The following is a 15309-nucleotide window of genomic DNA, read 5'->3' as shown; positions in this document are numbered from 1 at the left end:
GGATAAACAGCGCAATCGGCACCGGGCCGGCTGGGCGGCATCAGCCAATCAGCCAAGGTCACGCAGGCCATGCCGGGTATTCCGGCGTGGCCTACACGCACTTTGTTACAACGTCACTGTGTTTGCGACAGGTAAAAGCCTACGCGCAGCAGGTAAAATCGTAGGTCTTACCAGAGAAACCTCGCATGAATCTTCACGAACAGCTCGGCGCGCTGGAAATGGGCGTCGATCAGCTCATCCAGGCTGTCGTGGCCCCGCAGGCCGAAAACACCCCCGAGACATCCGCAGAGGTCGCAGCGCAAGAAGCGCCGGCGGTCAATCACGTCGCGTCCGAATCGCAAGCGCAGAACAACGTTGCGCCTGAAACCGCAAGCGCGGCGGCAGAAGCCGCAGAGCCTGCACCTGCGCCCGCCGAAGAACCGGCCGCCCAGTTGCAAGCCACGCTCGAAATCAACCGCCCGGCACAGAACGAAATCACGATGACCATCGGCGGTCAGACAGTGGCGCTGCGCGCGGAGCAGATCGGACAGTTGATCGAGGAATTGTCGAACGCACGCGCCTCGATGACGCCAGAACCGCCGCCGGGCATCCCGCCGGGCTGGCACTTCGTCTCGACGAAAAATCCCGTCATGGCCGTGCAGAAACAGTCGAATGGCGATCGTCTGCTGGTCATGCGCCATACCGGCCACGGCTGGGTGCCGTTCACGTTCTCGCCCGACATGGTGATCCAGATGTACATGATGCTCACCAAGGCCTGACGCACAGGTCGACAGCTGCGGTCATGTAAAAAAAGCGGCGCTCTCTGAGCGCCGCTTTTTTATTCATCCGACAAATTGTGCACACAAGCGTCTCAACGCTCCTGCACCGGCGCCTGCACGCGCGCCTTCCATTGCCCGCCCTTGCCGCGCCAGTAGCGCACCGCCGAGGCAAACGTCGCACCGACATAGAACAGCGCCACCAGCGGCAGAAACGGCGCCCACAGCGGCGAGCGGCGGTAATAGCTGAGCATCGGCGCATACGCACAGCACATGAGCGCCCAGGCGAGCCATGCGGGCCAGCCCAGCGGTCCCAGCACCAGCGCGGCCACTGGCGGCATCAGATAGATGATCGTCATGCCCAGCAGCGTGCCCACCAGCAGCAGCGGCGAGTAATGCAACTGCGTAAAGGCCGTGCGCGCGATCATGTTCCAGATATCGCGCCAGCTATCGTAAGGGCGCAGCGACACGCTGCGCGCCGCCACATCCAGACGGATCGGATGACGCCCCGTGCCGCGATGCTTGATTCGCGCGGCAAGGCTGCAATCGTCGATCAGCTCGGCGCGAATCGATTCGATGCCGCCCGCTTCTTCGAGCGCACTGCGCCTGACCAGCATGCAGCCGCCCGCGGCTGCGGCCGTACGGTTACGCGGGTTGTTGACCCACGAGAACGGATACAGCTTGGCGAAGAAGAACACAAACGCCGGAATCAGCGCTTTCTCCCAGAACGAATCGCAGCGCAGACGGACCATCAGCGAAACGAGGTCGCGCTTTTCCGCATCCGCACGGGCCACGAGTTGTGCGACGGCGTCCGCCGGATGGCCGATGTCGGCGTCGGTCAGCAACAGAAAGTCTGCGGGCAGGCCGAGCGTGCGTACCGCCTCGATCCCTTGCGACTGCGCCCACACCTTGCCGGACCAGCCCGGCGGCAGCGGTTTCGCGCCCAGCACGGTCAGACGATCCGGGCATTGCAACTGCAACGCGGCCGCGCGGGCGGCGTCGGCGGTGCCGTCGGTGCTGTGGTCGTCGACCACGATCACGTGGAATTCGCCCGGATAGTCCTGCTCGAGCAGGGTGGTGACCGCTTGCGCGATCACATCGACTTCATTGCGCGCCGGCACCACGGCGGCAACCGCAGGCCACGTTTCACGCGGTTCGAGCGTAAGCGCCGCAGCGGGACGCGCCCGCCAGAAACCGCCGCGCGCGAACAGCAACACACACCAGATCAGCAGGGAAAGACATGAAAGAAGAAACAGAACCACCGCCATTAAGCATTACCCTCGAGTGAACCCGCTTCTACGCCGACGCGCCGCGACAGGCGCATCACCACCGTGCGTACCGCGACGACGCACCAGTCAAAAGTGTTGAGCACCGGCCGCACGCGAAACACATCGTAGCCGGCCTTTTCGATCCGCTCGAGGATGCGCAGGCCGCCGTGGATGGCGCCGCACAACTCGATGCCCAGCCGCCCGGGAATGCGCAGCGCGAGCGGCGCGCCGCGTACCAGCGTGGCCCGGACAAACGAAATCTCGTAGGTCATCAGCTTGACCCAGGCATCGTCGACGACACCTCTCGCGATCTGCGCCTCGGTCACGTTAAAGCGCCGCAGATCCGCGAGGGGCAGATACACGCGGCCTTTTTTCCAGTCGGCGGCGACGTCCTGCCAGAAGCTGATCAGTTGCGCAGCCGTGCAGATCGCATCGGCATCGGCGAGATTTTCCGGCGTGGCGGCGCCCACCAGATGCAGCATCAGGTGTCCGATCGGGCTGGCCGAGTGGCGGCAATAGTCGAGCAAAGCGGCCCGGTCCGTGTAGCGGTTGTTGTCGATGTCCTGACCGCAGGCGTGGAGCAGGTCGTAAAACGGCGCGAGCGGCAGTTTATACTGCGCGATCACGCCGGCGAGCTTGCCGAACAGCAGCGGGTGCACCGGCGCCACGCGCCGCTGCGCGACCGCATCGAGGCCGGCGCGAAAGTCGGCGAGGCGGGCATGCCGCTCGGCCGGGCTCCAGTCGCCTTCATCGGCAATGTCGGCGGCGGTGCGGACAACCTGATAGATAATGCCGATAGGCGCGCGCAGCGCCTTTGGCAGCAACGCGCTCGCGACCGGAATGTTTTCGTATTGATCGACGTCCATCCAGCGAGCCTCGAAACCATTTTGTAATGCGGCCGCAAACGTGTGCCGCAGGACCCCGTAGTTTAAGGGTTCCGCCAAACCAGTGCAGCGCGTAATCATTACCAACCGCGCGTTGCCACCTGCGCATTGCCGCATTCACCATGCATAGGGTCCCCGCCTTCGGGCCCGTGGCGCGGCGGCGGCCCAACACCCTGACAGGCCTGTCAGAGCAAAGCCGGCCTGATAGCGTTAGAATGCGCGTTTGGTTTTGCTGTACCGGCTCGTCGCCGGGGCTCAAGACGTCAACTAGATAGATGGTCGCGGCGATAAAGTCAGATTTACCGGCTTCTTCGAAACCCGCGTCAGTCGGAGTTCGCCAATTTATGCGAGTCATCCTTGCTCAACCCCGCGGCTTTTGTGCGGGTGTTGTTCGTGCAATCGAGATCGTCGATCGCGCGTTGCAGCAACACGGCGCGCCCGTGTATGTTCGCCACGAGATTGTTCACAATCGCCACGTGGTGGACAACTTGCGCCAGAAAGGCGCGCGCTTTGTCGAGGAACTCGATGAAGTGCCCCATGGCGCCGTGGCGATTTTCAGCGCGCACGGGGTTGCGCAGACCGTCGAGCGCGACGCGGAACAGCGCGGCCTCGACGTGCTCGACGCCACCTGTCCGCTCGTGACCAAGGTCCACGTGCAAGGGCGCCAATATGTGGCTGCGGGTCGTACCCTGATCCTGATCGGCCATGCCGGCCATCCGGAAGTGGAAGGCACGATCGGCCAGATCCCCGGCAAGGTGCTGCTGGTGCAGAGCGAGGCCGAGGTCGCGCATCTGGACCTGCCGCTCGACAAGCCGCTTGCGTACGTCACGCAGACCACGCTGTCGGTCGACGACACACGGGGCATCATCGACGCCCTGCTGCGCCGTTTCACCGACATCGTCGGTCCCGACACGCGCGACATCTGCTACGCCACGCAAAACCGCCAGGCGGCGGTGCGCGAACTGAGCAAAGAGGTCGAGGTGCTGCTGGTGGTGGGCGCCACCAATAGTTCCAATTCGAACCGGCTGCGCGAGATCGGCAGCGAAAGCGGCGTGGCGAGTTATCTCGTCGCCGACGGTTCGGAAGTGAAGCCGGAGTGGTTTGCCAACGTGCAAACCGTCGGCATCACGGCCGGTGCTTCAGCGCCGGAAGAAATGGTGAAGAACGTAATCGATGCGCTGCGCGCATTGGGGCCCGTCGATGTCACGACGATGGCGGGCCGTGAAGAGAAAGTCGAATTCAAGTTGCCATCGAAACTGATGCAACCACTCGCTGCACGCGAAGTTTAAGGAGGACGTCTTGTCTATTCCGCTGCTACAGAAAGTCCGGGTTGGCGCTTACATCATGCGTCAGCATCTCTCTGGCAACAAACGCTACCCGCTCGCCTTGATGCTGGAGCCGCTGTTCCGCTGCAATCTTGCCTGCAATGGTTGCGGCAAGATCGACTATCCGGATCCCATCCTGAATCAGCGTCTGTCGCTCGAAGAATGCCTTGGCGCAGTCGACGAATGCGGCGCACCGGTTGTGTCGATCGCGGGCGGCGAACCGCTCCTGCACAAGGAAATGCCGCAGATCGTGAAGGGCATCATCGCGCGCAAGAAGTTCGTGTACCTGTGCACGAATGCGCTGCTGATGGAAAAGAAAATGGACGACTACGAGCCGAATCCGTACTTCGTCTGGTCGGTTCACCTTGACGGCGACCAGCAGGCGCACGACCACTCGGTGTCGCAAGAAGGCGTGTACGACAAGGCTGTCGCCGCCATCAAGGAAGCGAAGCGCCGTGGTTTCCGCGTGAACATCAATTGCACGCTGTTCAACGACGCCGTGCCGGAACGCGTCGCTGCGTTCTTCGATACGCTCGGCCCGATGGGTGTGGACGGCATCACCGTCTCGCCGGGTTATGCGTATGAACGCGCGCCGGATCAGCAGCACTTCCTGAACCGCGACAAGACCAAGCACCTGTTCCGCGAGATTTTCAAGCGCGGCAACAACGGCAAGAACTGGTCGTTCAGCCAGTCGGGCATGTTCCTCGACTTCCTGGCCGGCAATCAGACGTACGAGTGCACGCCCTGGGGCAACCCGGCGCGCACGGTGTTCGGCTGGCAGAAGCCGTGCTACCTGGTCGGCGAAGGCTACGTGAAGACCTTCAAGGAATTGATGGAAACCACGGAGTGGGAAAAGTACGGTACGGGCAACTACGAAAAGTGCGCGGATTGTATGGTGCACTGCGGTTTTGAAGCGACGGCCGTGATGGATACGGTGGCGCACCCGTTGAAGGCGTTGAAGGTCAGCCTGCGCGGTCCGAAGACTTCCGGTGCTTTCGTCAAGGATATTGCTCTGGATAAGCAACGTCCGGCCGAGTATGTGTTCTCGCGCCACGTCGAGATCAAGCTGGAAGAGATTGGGCGTGCGGGTAAGGGCAAGAAGGTGCAGACGGCAGCGTCCGCACATTAAGCAGTCAGTGACGCGGGCCTGGGCGGCTTGCCAATGCCGCTCGGCGCAGCGCTGGTTCGCTCGCTGGTGCAGGTTTGGTCCGCTCCATGACCGGCATAGTGTAAAAAAAGCGCGGTGGCCTGATTGCCACCGCGCTTTTTCTTTGGGCGTGACTTCAGCCGTCGCTTCGCGCGTTATGTGCGGTCAGGAACTTGATCAGGCCGTCAACGCCGCCTTTGGAAATCTGGTCGGCGAACTGGGTCTGATAGACCTGAATCAGCCAGGCGCCCATCATGTTGATGTCGTAAATTTTCCAGCCGTTGGGGCCCTTGGTCAGCCGGTAATCGATGGCATCATCGCCGCCATTGCTGATCACGTGCGATTGCACGACCAGGTCCTTGGCACCGGCCGCCACGTTGACGGGCAAGAACTTGAACTTGACGTCCTGATCGCGCAACTGCGAAAGCGAAGCAGCATAAGTGCGCACCAGCAGCAGCGTAAACTGGTCATATAACTGCTTCTGCTGCTCCGGGGTCGCCGTACTCCATGCCTTGCCGACGGCGATTCGCGTGGTCCGCTGAAAATCGGTAGCCGGCACAAAGCGCGTTTGAACCAGCTCGGTAATCTTGCCCATATCGCCGCCGCGCGCCTGCGGATCGGCCTTCATCGCGGCAACCGTGCCTTCGACAGCACTCTTCACCACTGCATCAGGCGCGCTTTGCGCATAGGCTGCAGTGGACACCACGGCCGCAGCCAGAAAAGCAGACAGATAACGTTTCATACGCTCGCCAAAACCCCAGGAAGTAAGCGCCGGCAGGCTCACGAGCCCACGGCGAAAGCAGGATAGACCAGTATACCGATATTGCGTTCCCACCCCAGCTACGCTGCCCGGGAGCCCGCCTTGCTACCGAAGTGGAGCCGAGTCGCTCCGGCTCTGTATACTTGTGCACTTTCGTCAAAAACACCAATCGTGATAAGGCCACCTCCGCCTACATGCTGAAGTCATCTATCGTCCGTCTCGTCGCCTACTCGGTGCGCCATCCGTTACGGATCATCGCCCTGTCAGTCGTGCTCGCCATCTTGAGCAGCTTTTACGTCGCCCATAACTTCAAGATCAACACGGACATCAGCCGTCTCATCGAGACCGACCAGCAATGGTCGTCGCTCGAACATGCCATGGACGCGGCCTTCCCCGATCGCGGCAGCACCGTGCTGGTGGTGGTCGAAGCCCGTGCCCCGGAGTTTGCCGATGCCGCCGCCAATGCCCTGACGGCGGCGCTCAAAGCCGATCCGAAGGAGTTCGTCGCGGTTTCGCAGCCCGCCGGCGGCCCGTTCTTCGAACACAATGGTCTGCTGTTCCCGTCGACCGATGAAGTCCTCTCGACCACCTCGCAGCTCGTCCAGTCGCGTCCGCTCGTCAATGCGCTGGCGCACGATCCGAGCCTGACCGGTCTTGCCGGCACGCTCACCACGAGTCTGTTGCTGCCGCTGCAGCTCGGTCAGGTCAAGCTGGCCGACATGAGCCATTTGCTGTCGCAAAGCGCCACCACGCTCGATCGCGTGCTGGCCGGCCAGCCCGCGGCGTTCTCGTGGCGTGCGCTGGTCGACAAGGGCGTCGCCACGGACCCGGCGCGCGCCTTCGTCACAGTGCAGCCGGTCGTGAACTACGACGCGCTGGAGCCGGGCGCGAGCGCATCGAAAGCGATCCGCGCCACCGCCGCCTCGCTGCACCTCGACACGCGCTACGGCGCGACGGTGCGCCTGACCGGCGAACAGCCGCTCGCGGACGAGGAGTTCGCGTCGGTCCAGGACGGCGCCGTGCTCAACGGCATCGGCACCTTCATCGTCGTGCTGGTCATTCTGTGGCTGGCGCTGCGCTCGGGCCGCATGATCCTCGCCGTGTTCATCACGCTGTTCGTCGGGCTCGCGATCACCGCGGCGCTCGGCCTGCTGCTGGTCGGCGCGCTGAACATGATTTCGGTCGCTTTCATGGTGCTGTTCGTCGGACTCGGGGTCGATTTCGGCGTGCAGTTCGGCGTCAAATACCGTGAGGAGCGCAATCGCGACAACCGGCTTTCCGCCGCGCTGATGCATACGGCGCACAGCATCGGCGTGCCGCTGACGCTCGCTGCCGTGGCGGTTGCGTTGAGCTTCTTCTCGTTCCTGCCGACGGCTTACCGCGGCGTGTCGGAATTGGGTGAGATCGCCGGCGTCGGCATGTTCGTCGCGTACTTCACCAACATGACGCTCCTGCCTGCGTTGCTGAAGGTCTTCAACCCGCCGGTCGAGCCCGTTTCTCCCGGCTTCAAGCAACTCGCCCCCGTCGACGATTTTCTGGATCGCCATCGCAAGCCGGTGCTGATCGGTACGCTCATCGTCGTGATCGGTGCGACGCCCTTGCTCACGCATCTGCGTTTCGACTTCAACCCGCTGCATCTGAAGGACCCGCATACGGAATCGATGGCCACGCTGCTGTCGCTGAAAGACTCGCCGGAAGCGGCGGTCAACAACGTGAGCGTGCTGGCGCCGACGCTGGCCGACGCGGATCAGAAGGCCGCACGTCTGCGCGCGCTGCCGGAAGTGGGCCGCGTGACCACGCTGGACAGCTTCGTCCCGATCGAGCAGCAGCAAAAGCTGATGCTGATTGCAAGTGCGGCGCAGCAACTCTTGCCCGCGCTGCAACAGCAGCCCGCGCCCCAGGCCACGGACACAGTGCGGGTCGCCGCGTTGAAGCGCGCGTCGAACCAGCTTTCCCTCGCTGCCGACGACCACCCGGGACCGGGCGCCGCCGAAGCCAAGCATCTATCCGCCACGCTGCAAAAGCTGGCCGCCGCCGACGCCGCCACGCGCGAGCGCGCCGAAACCGCGATGTCCGAACCGCTGCGCATCGCATTGAAGCAACTGGCGGATCTGCTGCAGCCGACCGAGATTACGCACGACAACCTGCCCAAGGAGATCTCCAGCGGCTGGGTCTCGAAAGACGGCCGCGCGCTTGTCGACATTGCGCCGAAGGTCAAGCCCGGTGTCGATCCGAATGACGACGCCATGCTCGCCCGCTTCGCCCACTCGGTGAAGAAGGCGGAGCCGGGCGCGATTGGCGGCCCGATTTCGATCCTCCATTCCGCGGACACGATCATCAAGGCATTCCTGCAAGCCGCCTGCTGGGCTTTGCTGTCGATTGCAATTCTGCTGTGGATTGCGCTGCGGCGGCTCAGCGACATGCTGCGTACCCTGGTGCCGCTGCTGGTGTCGGCGCTGGTAACGTTGGAGTTGTGTGTGGTGTTCGGCATGCCGCTGAACTTCGCGAACATCATTGCGTTACCGCTGATGCTGGGCGTTGGCGTAGCATTCAAGATTTACTTCGTCATGGCGTGGCGCCACGGGCAGACCAGTCTTTTGCAGTCGAGCCTCACGCATGCTGTGTTGTTCAGCGCGGCGACCACGGCGACGGCGTTCGGCAGCCTCTGGCTATCGCACCATCCGGGTACGTCGAGTATGGGGCGTTTGCTGGCACTCTCGTTGTTTTGCACGCTGATCGGCGCGGTGGTGTTCCAACCCGTCCTGATGGGCAAGCCGCGCCAACGTCGCGCGAAGCAGAAAGGAATATAAGCATGAAGCTGCGAACCACCGTGCTGGCGCTGGCCGCCACCGGTCTGATCACGGGCTGCGCGACCGGCCCCGACCGCAAACCGGGCGACCCGTTCGAGCCGGCGAACCGTGTGATTTTCAAGTTCAACGACGGTGTGGACCGCTTCGTTGCCGTTCCGGTCGCCAAGGGTTATCAAAAGGTGACACCGCAGCCGTTGCGCACGGCGGTGAGCAACTTCTTTTCGAATCTGGGTGACCTGACTAACGCCGCGAACAACCTGTTGCAACTGAAGATCACGGACGCGACCGAAGACATCGTGCGCTTCGCGTTCAACTCGACCTTTGGGCTGGGCGGCCTGCTCGACTGGGCGACGCCGGCCGGCCTGCCGAAGCACCACCAGGATTTCGGTTTGACGCTGGGCCACTGGGGCATTCCGTCGGGCCCTTACCTTGTGCTGCCGCTCTTTGGTCCGAGCACGGTGCGTGACAGCATGGGTCTGGTGGTGGACGTGAAGTTCAACCCGCTGAACTACATCGAACCGGCGGAGCGCAATCCGCTGTACGTATTGCAATTCGTGAGTGTGCGTTCTGACTTGCTGGGCGCATCCAGCCTGCTGGACCAGGCCGCGCTGGACAAGTATTCGTTCGTACGCGACGCCTACACCCAGCAGCGTAAAGCGCGCCTGCGCGGCACGAGCGACAATGCCGCGCCGCTCCCGAACTACGACGACCAGAGCGGCGACTCCGGCGCCGCCGCGCCCGCCAACGGCGCCTCGGGGACCTCAGGCGCGGCGACGGGCATACCGAACTACACAGACCCGGGCGACGCCGCCGAAGCTCCGAACGCAGCCTCGGGAAGCGCTACAGGCGCCCCGACCTACACGGACCCGGGCGAGACGCCGAGCACCTCTGCGCCTGCTGCCGCGTCGGGCGCGGCAACACCGGCACCGAGCGAACAAACGGCACCCACCGGCAAGAAGCCAGCGGAAGCAGTACCGGCAACACAATAAGGGATTGAGATGACGCGGCGCGCGCGATTTGCGCGCCACGCAAGCGAATCGAAGCGGGCAGTTTTATGAAGTACCGCGTCGGCGCGCGCAGCGCCGCCGGAAGAATGACTGCTGTGTCACTGACGCGGAGTGTGCGAGAGCACGGATTCCAGATGAGCCACTACCGTGGCTGCGCGGGGGACCCGCTTAAGAGCTGGCGGTGTGAGCCGCTTTCTTTTGCCTACTTTGCTTTGCGGCAGGCAAAGAAAAGTAGGTGCCGCCCCGCACAGGGGCAACGCTAATAGACCACGAACAAAGCAAGGAAAGGCCAACACAGCAAAAAGCACCACCCAGCAACCACCTTCAGGCAACAGCCAACCGCAAAACCCCCGCCACCCCCATAGCATGCCGCGCCTGCACGAGTGAGCCACGCGCCGCCCGCGCATCCACGGCCACCTGAATCAGCGCTGCAAGCTGCGAAGGCTGCCGCAAAAGCTCCCGCAAAATCGGCCCCAACGCCGTAGTGCCATCATCCCGCAAGCCCGCAGTCGCGGCAGAAGGCAACGTCCGCCACGCCGGGTCAACAATCGCCCGGCACACCGCAAACGGCAGACCATGCGCAGCGGCCGCCGCACCGGCAATGTGCGATTCCATATCAACAGCCAAAGCACCCGTCGAGCGATGCAGCACGCGCTTATCGTCAGCGGTGACTAAAGGCGCGGTCACCGCCGCCATCAGGCCGCGCCGCAAACGCACAGTGAGCGGCCCAGTCGACAGCGCGGCAACAAGCCTGTCAGCCCATGCCCGATCGGTCTCGAGCCGCCCAAACGGCCCCTCGACGGCCTCCGCGACGATCAGCGTGCCCGGCGCGAGATCGGGCGCCAAACCACCCGCGGTACCGAAACTGACGATCCCCGAGCAACCACGCGCGACCGCCGCGCTCAACGCCCGCTCCAGCAGATCGGCGCGCGCCGCGTAGACCACCTCGACACCCTTGCCGCGCGCGATACGCGCTTCGAACGCCATACCCGTCACCACGATCACCGGCAAGGCGCCATGGCCGGCGCCGGCTGCCGGCGTTGTCGAAAACGTCATGCGTTACATCCCGACCGCGACACGTGTCAGCCCGTTGCGTTTCAGATGACGGAAGCGAGCCAGCGCCCACAACGGGAAGAACTTGCGATAGCCGTGATAACGCAGATAGAACACGCGCGGGAAACCGGTCGCGGTAAAGCGCGTTTCGTCCCACAGGCCATGTTCGCGTTGCTCGCGTTGCAAATACTCGACGCCGCGCGCCACCGCCTCGTGATTCACCTCGCCCACCGCCATCAGGCCCATCAGCGCCCATGCGGTTTGCGAAGCCGTGCTCGGCGCGCGCTCGTAGCCGCGATAGTCGAGCTTGTAGCTCTCGCCGCCCTCGCCCCATCCGCCGTCCTCGTTCTGGATCGACAGGAGCCACTGTGCGGCGCGCTTCATGCGCGGGTCGTCGTGCGGCAGGCCCGCGGCGTTCAGCGAGCACAGCGCGGTCCACGTCCCGTAGATGTAGTTCAGGCCCCAGCGGCCGTACCAACTGCCGTCCGGCTCCTGCTCCTTCAGCATGTAGTCGAACGCACGCTGCGCCGGTTCGCTGCCCTGCGGAAATTCGCCGAGTTGCGCGAGCATCGACAGGCAGCGGCCCGACACATCCGCGGTCGGCGGATCGAGCAAGGCGCCGTGATCGGAGAACGGAATGTTGTTCAGGTAGTACTGGGTGTTTTCCGGTTCGAACGCGCCCCAGCCGCCATCGCTGCTTTGCATGCCGACCACCCATTCGCGCGCCCGCGCAATGGCTTCGCGATCGACGTCCGATTGGGTCAGCGCCGCCGAGCGCTGCATCGCCATTGCCACGACGGCCGTATCGTCGACGTCCGGATAGTGCGCGTTGTTGTACTGGAACGCCCAGCCGCCAGGGCGCACGTTCGGGCGGCGTGAGATCCAGTCGCCGCGCACGTCGAGAATCTGCAGCGGACGCAGCCATGCAAGCCCGCGCTCGGCCGCTTGCTCGGCATGCGCTTCGCCGGTCTCGAGCAGCGCGTGCGCCGCGAGCGAGGTATCCCACACCGGCGACAGGCAGGGCTGGCAATAGGCTTCGTCGTCCGTAATGACGAGCAGCTTCTCGATCGACTGACGGGCAATCGCACGATTCGGATGATCGGCCGGATAGCCGAGCACGTCGTACATCATCACCGAGTTGGCCATGGCCGGGAAAATCGCGCCGAGGCCGTCTTCGCCATTCAGCCGTTCGTCCACAAAGCGTACGGCCTCGCGCACCGAGCGGTCGCGCGTCACTTTGGGGAACAAACCGTCGATCATGCGCAACATCACGTCCACACCGCTGAAAAAGCGGAACCAGCCCTGATGCTGATGCGGCGCCCGCTCGCGCATGCCGGTGTTGACCGGCGCGCCGCGGAACAACTCGTCGATACGCACGCGACGGGGATTGCGCGCGACCGGCCGCTTCGCGTTCAGCACCAGCAACGGCACGATCACCGTGCGCGCCCAGTACGACACCTTCGACAGATGGAACGGGAACCACGCCGGCAACAGCATGATTTCCACGGGCATCATCGGCACGGCGCGCCAGGACACCACGCCGAAGAGCGCAAGCAGAATCCGCGTGAACACGTTCACCGTTTCCGCGCCGCCGTTCGCCAGAATCGCTTCGCGCGCGCGGACCATGTGTTCGGCATCCGGTGAGTCGCCGATCATTTTCAGTGCGAAATACGCCTTCACGCTGGCGCTGATGTCGAGCGCGCCGTCGGTGAAGAGCGGCCAGCCGCCGTCCGCCAGTTGGATACGGCGCAGATAGCGGCCGATCTTCTGCTCCAGTTCCACGTTCGGCGTCTCGCCGAGATAGTGGACGAGGAGCACATATTCGGCGGGAATCGTCGCGTCGGCTTCGAGTTCGTAGACCCAGTGGCCGTCCGGCTTCTGCGCGGCGAGAATCGCGTCGGTGGCGCGCGTGATCGCGGCGTCGAGCGATGGCGCAGAAGCTTGCGTTGCAGCGGCGGGCGCAGCGTTCGCCACGGTCGGCGCCACATCGGCGAATTCAGGCAGGACGGCGTCCAGCGGCTGGGCTTGAGATAAATCGTTCATCGGCGTTCCATCGGTTGATTCAGCAGCGTGTCCGCGGCCTTCTGGCCGGAGCGGATCGCGCCTTCAATCGTCGCGGGCAGGCCGGTGGCCGTCCAGTCGCCCGCGAGCATCAAATTGTTCCAGCGAGTACGCGTGCCGGGACGCAGCGTTTCCTGATCCGGTACCGCGGCAAACATCGCGCGTCGCTCCGTCACGACTTGCCAGGCCGGCATCGGCTCAGCCGGCAGATTGGCGGCCTGGGCCACTTCGGCCCAGACGGTTTGCGCGAGCGCTTCATGCGGTGTGTCGAGCAAGCGCTCGGCGGCGTTGAGCGTGACCGACACGCGGCCTTCGAAGGCGAACATCCAGGCGGCCGTTGCATTGAGCAGCCCGGTGACCGGCGCCATACCCAGCGGCGGCTCGACGGCGAAATGCACATTGACGGTCGCCGCGAAGCGATTCGGTGAGCGCAAGCCGGGCACGAGCGTTTGTGCAACGTCCGGCGGCACCGCGAGCACCACGGCCTGGTTGGCATCGAGCGCGATGCTTTCGTCCGCGAAATTCAGTGCCGACACACGACCGGGGCCCATGTCGGCAAACACCATCTCCTGCAGGCGCGAGCCGAGCCGGATTGCCGCGCCGCCGTGCTGCAACAAACGCAGCGCCGGGTCGACAAAGGCGCTGCTCAGACCGTTGCGCGCCACCAGAGGCCGGCATGCCAGACCGCCGGCAAGAAGCGTTTCCCTGACCAGCGCGCCGGTCAGCTCCGCCGACGCCTCACGCGGCTCGACATTGAGCAGGGCGAGAAACAGCGGCCGCAACAGGCGGTCCCACAGCGGACCACTGCAGAGCATGGTCTGCGCCACACTGCGCCCGGGTTTGGCGAACAGCAGCGGCACCAGCGCCAGATAGTCGCCCGGGCCGGTATTGGGCACGCGCGCGTTCGCATCGAAGATCCACCAGGGCAGACGGCCCGGCGACAGGCGTACGGTCCAGCGCGCCCGCGTTGCCAGATCCACGAACGGATACTCGGGCAGGGCCGGCCCGGCCAGTTCGTCGGCGGCGCCGATCGCGCGCAAATAGTTGAGCGTGGCGACGTTGCCCGACAGCACCATGTGATTGCCACTGTCGAGGGTCGCACCGAGCCTGGCGTCGTAATACGAACGGCAACGGCCACCCGCCTCGGAGGCGGCCTCATGCAGCACGACTTGTGCGCCGCGGCGCTGCAATTGCACCGCCGCGGCCAGGCCGGCGAGGCCGGCGCCGATCACATGGATGAGCTTCGGCATCAGCTCAGAAGAGCGCGTAACGCGCGACGATCCACAGCATGCGCAGTTTCGGCTTGCGGACCTTCGTACGCGGAATGTCGAAACCGCGCTCGAGCGTTCGTTCGAGCAGCACGCGATAGACACCCGACATGATGCGCGGTGCGCGCACGTGAGTGCGCGGCTCGCGGTTCATGATCGCGTCGGAGGCGGCGAAGTGTTCCTTGGCCCGCTCGGCGAGCGTGGCGCAAACGCGCGGCAGCGACGGGTCGTCGGCGATCTGCAGCGGGCTCGTCACGGCGATGCCTTCGCGCGCCAGCAATTCGTGCGGCAGGTAGCAGCGGTTGATACCGGCGTCTTCGTCGATATCGCGCAGGATGTTGGTCAGTTGCAGCGCGCGGCCCAGGTGATGCGCGAGCAGCCGGCCCGGCTCTTCCTGCATCCCGAATATCCTCACCGACAGGCGGCCCGCCGCGCTGGCGACACGATCGCAGTACAGATCGAGTGTGGCCTCGTCGGGGCCGCAGATGTCCTCGGCGGCGTCCATTGCCATGCCGTCGATCATCGCGTGAAAATCTTCGCGTTGCAGGTGAAACGTATGAATGTGCCGCGTCAGCGCGCGCAAGGAAGCGCGCGGTGCGCCGGCGTAGCACGCGTCGATGTCGGCGCGCCAGCGCTCGAGCGCGGCGGCGCGCTCGACGCGCGGCATGTCGCTGTCGGCGATATCGTCGACAGCGCGGCAGAAGGCGTAGACCTGATACATCGCGTCGCGCTGCGCGGCCGGCAGGATGCGCATTGCGAGATAAAACGAGCTGCCGGATGTGGCGGCAGCGGCGTCGATTTCTGTATCGTCCACGACAAGATTGGAAACAGCCAAGACGATCTCCGCTGGAGGCGCCCGCTGAAAGGCGTTCAAGAAGTTTTAATGCCTACTGCGCAACGCAGACGGCCCGCGCGCGCGGACACGCGCGAAACACCCGGCAGGGATGCCGGAAACGGCGAAAAGTATAACA

Annotated in this window: 12 protein-coding genes; 5 read left to right on the top strand and 7 right to left on the bottom strand. The window is 64.2% G+C overall.

Features of this window, described 5'->3' with window-relative positions:
* Nucleotides 1-185 precede the first annotated feature (185 nt).
* Nucleotides 186-758, top strand: a complete 573-nt coding sequence (locus tag PQR67_RS35040) for a hypothetical protein (protein WP_408467372.1) — start codon at nucleotides 186-188, stop codon at nucleotides 756-758.
* A 92-nt stretch (nucleotides 759-850) separates the two neighbouring features.
* Here PQR67_RS35040 and PQR67_RS35035 read toward each other — a convergent pair whose 3' ends face one another.
* Both PQR67_RS35035 and hpnC read right to left on the bottom strand, forming a co-directional pair.
* Nucleotides 851-2023, bottom strand: coding sequence for a glycosyltransferase (locus PQR67_RS35035; protein WP_408467371.1), 1173 nt, complete (start codon nucleotides 2021-2023; stop codon nucleotides 851-853).
* Nucleotides 2023-2889 carry a squalene synthase HpnC gene (gene hpnC / locus PQR67_RS35030; protein ID WP_408467370.1) on the bottom strand — a complete coding sequence of 289 codons (867 nt, stop codon included), beginning with the start codon at nucleotides 2887-2889 and terminating at the stop codon, nucleotides 2023-2025. The genes PQR67_RS35035 and hpnC overlap by 1 nt, the downstream gene beginning before the upstream one ends.
* A 362-nt stretch (nucleotides 2890-3251) precedes the next feature.
* On the opposite strand from hpnC, the gene ispH reads away from it, so the two are divergent.
* Both ispH and hpnH read left to right on the top strand, forming a co-directional pair.
* On the top strand, nucleotides 3252-4196 hold the full coding sequence (gene ispH, locus PQR67_RS35025; RefSeq protein ID WP_408467369.1) for a 4-hydroxy-3-methylbut-2-enyl diphosphate reductase: 945 nt from the start codon (nucleotides 3252-3254) through the stop codon (nucleotides 4194-4196).
* A gap of 10 nt (nucleotides 4197-4206) precedes the next feature.
* Nucleotides 4207-5361 carry an adenosyl-hopene transferase HpnH gene (gene hpnH, locus PQR67_RS35020; RefSeq protein WP_408467368.1) on the top strand — a complete coding sequence of 385 codons (1155 nt, stop codon included), beginning with the start codon at nucleotides 4207-4209 and terminating at the stop codon, nucleotides 5359-5361.
* A 154-nt stretch (nucleotides 5362-5515) separates the two neighbouring features.
* Here the strand turns inward: hpnH and PQR67_RS35015 are convergent, their stop codons facing one another.
* Nucleotides 5516-6121, bottom strand: coding sequence for an MlaC/ttg2D family ABC transporter substrate-binding protein (locus PQR67_RS35015; RefSeq protein ID WP_408467367.1), 606 nt, complete (start codon nucleotides 6119-6121; stop codon nucleotides 5516-5518).
* A gap of 212 nt (nucleotides 6122-6333) precedes the next feature.
* Between PQR67_RS35015 and hpnN the strand changes: the two genes are divergently transcribed.
* Together hpnN and PQR67_RS35005 are read left to right on the top strand one after the other, a co-directional pair.
* Entirely contained in the window at nucleotides 6334-8949 is a 2616-nt protein-coding gene (gene hpnN, locus PQR67_RS35010; protein WP_408467366.1) for a hopanoid transporter HpnN, read from the top strand.
* Between the two features lie 2 nt (nucleotides 8950-8951).
* Nucleotides 8952-9938 (top strand): MlaA family lipoprotein, encoded by a 987-nt coding sequence (locus PQR67_RS35005; protein ID WP_408467365.1) that lies wholly within the window; start codon nucleotides 8952-8954, stop codon nucleotides 9936-9938.
* 342 nt (nucleotides 9939-10280) lie between these two features.
* Here the strand turns inward: PQR67_RS35005 and PQR67_RS35000 are convergent, their stop codons facing one another.
* From PQR67_RS35000 to hpnD, 4 genes are read right to left on the bottom strand one after another with little or no spacing between them, the layout of a single operon-like run.
* Nucleotides 10281-11012, bottom strand: coding sequence for a phosphorylase (locus PQR67_RS35000; protein ID WP_408467364.1), 732 nt, complete (start codon nucleotides 11010-11012; stop codon nucleotides 10281-10283).
* Between the two features lie 3 nt (nucleotides 11013-11015).
* Nucleotides 11016-13052 (bottom strand): squalene--hopene cyclase, encoded by a 2037-nt coding sequence (shc, locus tag PQR67_RS34995; protein ID WP_408467363.1) that lies wholly within the window; start codon nucleotides 13050-13052, stop codon nucleotides 11016-11018.
* Nucleotides 13049-14320, bottom strand: a complete 1272-nt coding sequence (hpnE, locus tag PQR67_RS34990; protein WP_408467362.1) for a hydroxysqualene dehydroxylase HpnE — start codon at nucleotides 14318-14320, stop codon at nucleotides 13049-13051. The genes shc and hpnE overlap by 4 nt, the downstream gene beginning before the upstream one ends.
* A gap of 4 nt (nucleotides 14321-14324) precedes the next feature.
* A complete protein-coding gene (gene hpnD, locus PQR67_RS34985) occupies nucleotides 14325-15173 on the bottom strand; it encodes a presqualene diphosphate synthase HpnD (RefSeq protein WP_408467361.1) in 849 nt (282 codons plus the stop codon).
* Between the last annotated feature and the right edge of the window lie 136 nt (nucleotides 15174-15309).

Source organism: Paraburkholderia fungorum (assembly GCF_046026025.1).
GTDB lineage: Bacteria > Pseudomonadota > Gammaproteobacteria > Burkholderiales > Burkholderiaceae > Paraburkholderia > Paraburkholderia fungorum_E.
This window is presented reverse-complemented; position numbering and strand designations above follow the sequence as displayed.